The organism is Streptomyces sp. NPDC001985, assembly GCF_040296845.1.
Lineage (GTDB): Bacteria > Actinomycetota > Actinomycetes > Streptomycetales > Streptomycetaceae > Streptomyces.
In genome coordinates this window covers 1-2232 of sequence record NZ_JBEOYB010000181.1, presented here as the reverse complement: position 1 = coordinate 2232, position 2232 = coordinate 1, and the positions used below count along the sequence as shown (strand labels likewise).

1 protein-coding gene is annotated in these 2232 nt (G+C 71.2%); it reads right to left on the bottom strand.

Annotated features, from left to right (window positions below; all coding sequences use genetic code 11):
* A partial coding sequence (locus ABT122_RS33440; RefSeq protein ID WP_351559939.1) for a condensation domain-containing protein occupies nucleotides 1–2218 on the bottom strand: 2218 nt, incomplete at its 3' end.
* Nucleotides 2219–2232: the final 14 nt, after the last annotated feature.

Below are 2232 nucleotides of genomic sequence, written 5' to 3'. Positions count from 1 at the left end.
GATCCAGCACACCCAGCAGCGACGGCACCACACTGGCGACTTCCACCCCAGCGGCACGGATCATCGCCGCCAACGCCTCCGGCTCCCTCCGCTCCTCGCTCGACGCGATAGCGAGCGTCCCACCAGCACCCAGAACCACCACCACATCCAGCACCGCCGCATCGAAACTGAACGACGCGAACTGAAGCGCCACCACCCCTTCCGCCACGCCCAGCACGGGACGCATCACCTGCGCGAGGTTCGCCACCCCGCCGTGGGCGACCGCGACGCCCTTGGGACGGCCCGTGGAACCCGACGTATAGATCACATACGCCAACTGCTCCGGACCCACCACCGTCGCCAGGGGCGTGGACGGCTGCTCCGCGACGAGAGCGGCGATCTCGTCCCAGAGCACCACCCGCGCACCCTCACCCGGCAACTCCAGCTCAGCCCCCGACAGCACCACCCCGGCACCACTGTCCGCGACCATGTAAGCGAGACGCTCCGCCGGATGCTCCGGGTCGAGTGGCACATACGCGCCACCCGCCTTCCACACCGCCAGCAGCGCCACCACCATCTCCACCCCACGCGGCAGGCACAGACCCACCACACACTCCCGACCCACACCCAAACCGGTCAGATACCGGGCCAGACGATTCGCACGCGCCTCCAACTCCCCGTACGCCAACACCACCGACCCACACCGCACCGCGGCAACGCCCGGCGCGGCCTCGACCCTCGCCGCGAACAGCTCCAGGAACGTACTCGCACCAACCACAACACCGGTGTCGTTCCACTCCGACACCACCTGAGCCCGCTCAGCCGGGTCCAGGACATCGATCCGGCTCAGCCGCGTTCCGGGATCGGCGGCGAACCGGGCCAGGACGCGCACCAGGCGGTCGAGGAGGGCGCGCGCGGCATCGGTGTCGAACACCTCCATCTGGTGGTCGAGCCGGAGGGTGAACCGACCCACCGGATTCACGTCCAGAGCGAGCGGATAGGTGGTCGACTCGCGTACCTCGGTCCCGGTGAGCCGCAGCGGCGCAGGCGGTGTGTTGTCGTCCGCGCGGTAGTTCTCGAAGGCCATCAGCGTGTCGAAGCCCGCGCCCGGCCCGGATACGCGCTGAATGTCCGTGAGCCCCAGATGCTGGTGGTCGAGCAGGGCCGCCTGTTCGGCCTGGAGCCCGGCGAGCAGCCCGGCGACGGTCTGAGCAGGGTCGAGCCGGACCCGTACCGGCACGGTGTTGATGAACAGCCCCAGCATGCTCTCCATGCCGGGCAGCTCCGCGGGCCGCCCCGCGACAGTCGCGCCGAACACCACATCGTCGCGGCCCGTGAGCCGGCCGATGACGAGACCCCAGGCGGCCTGGACGACCGTGTTCAGGGTCAGGCCATGCGTTCGGGCGAGGTCGCGCACGGCCGAGGCGAGGTCCTCGCCCGGCTCGGTGATCACTGTGCCGGTGTGTGTCCGCGCCGTGTTCTGTTCCTCGGGCGCGACGAGTGTGGGCTCGTCCAGCCCGGCGAGCGCCCGGCGCCATGCCTCGCGCGCGGTCTCGCGGTCCTGCCGTCGCAGCCAGGCGAGATGTTCCCGGTACGGGGTCACCGCCGGCAGCGCGTCCGTGCGGCCCCCTGCCCGGTAGGCGGCCCACAGTTCGTGGATGAGGATCGGCAGTGACCAGCCGTCCAGGACGATGTGGTGCAGGGTGATCGCCATGCGGTACCGGTCCGGCCCCATGGTGAGCAGGAGAACCCGGATCAGGGGTGGCGCGGCGAGATCGAACCGGCGGATCTGCTCCGCGGTCTCCAGTCGCCCGGCCTCGGTGGCGGCCGTCCCGGGGTCGAGATCCGACAGGTTCTCGTGCCGCCAGGGCAGGGTGACCTCGTGGGCGATGACCTGGACGGGCCGGTCGGCCCCGGCGATGTGCCGGAATCCGGCCCGCAGGCTCGCGTGGCGGGCGAGCAGCGCTTCCCAGGACGCCCTGAGCACCGACGCGTCGAGCGGTCCGGCGAGGTCGAGAACCAGTTGCTCGACATAGACGTCCCGGCTCGCGCCGTCGAAGAGCGCGTGGAAGAGAAGGCCCTCCTGGAGGGGGGTGACGGGGAGGATGTCGGCGAGGCCGGGGACGGCCGCCTCCAGCTCGTCGATCCGGTCCTGGCGGACGGTCACGAGCGGGAAGTCCGACGGGGTCCGCCCACCGGACCCCGGGGCCGCCGCGTGGACGGCCAACCCCGCCAGCATCGCCGCCCACCCCT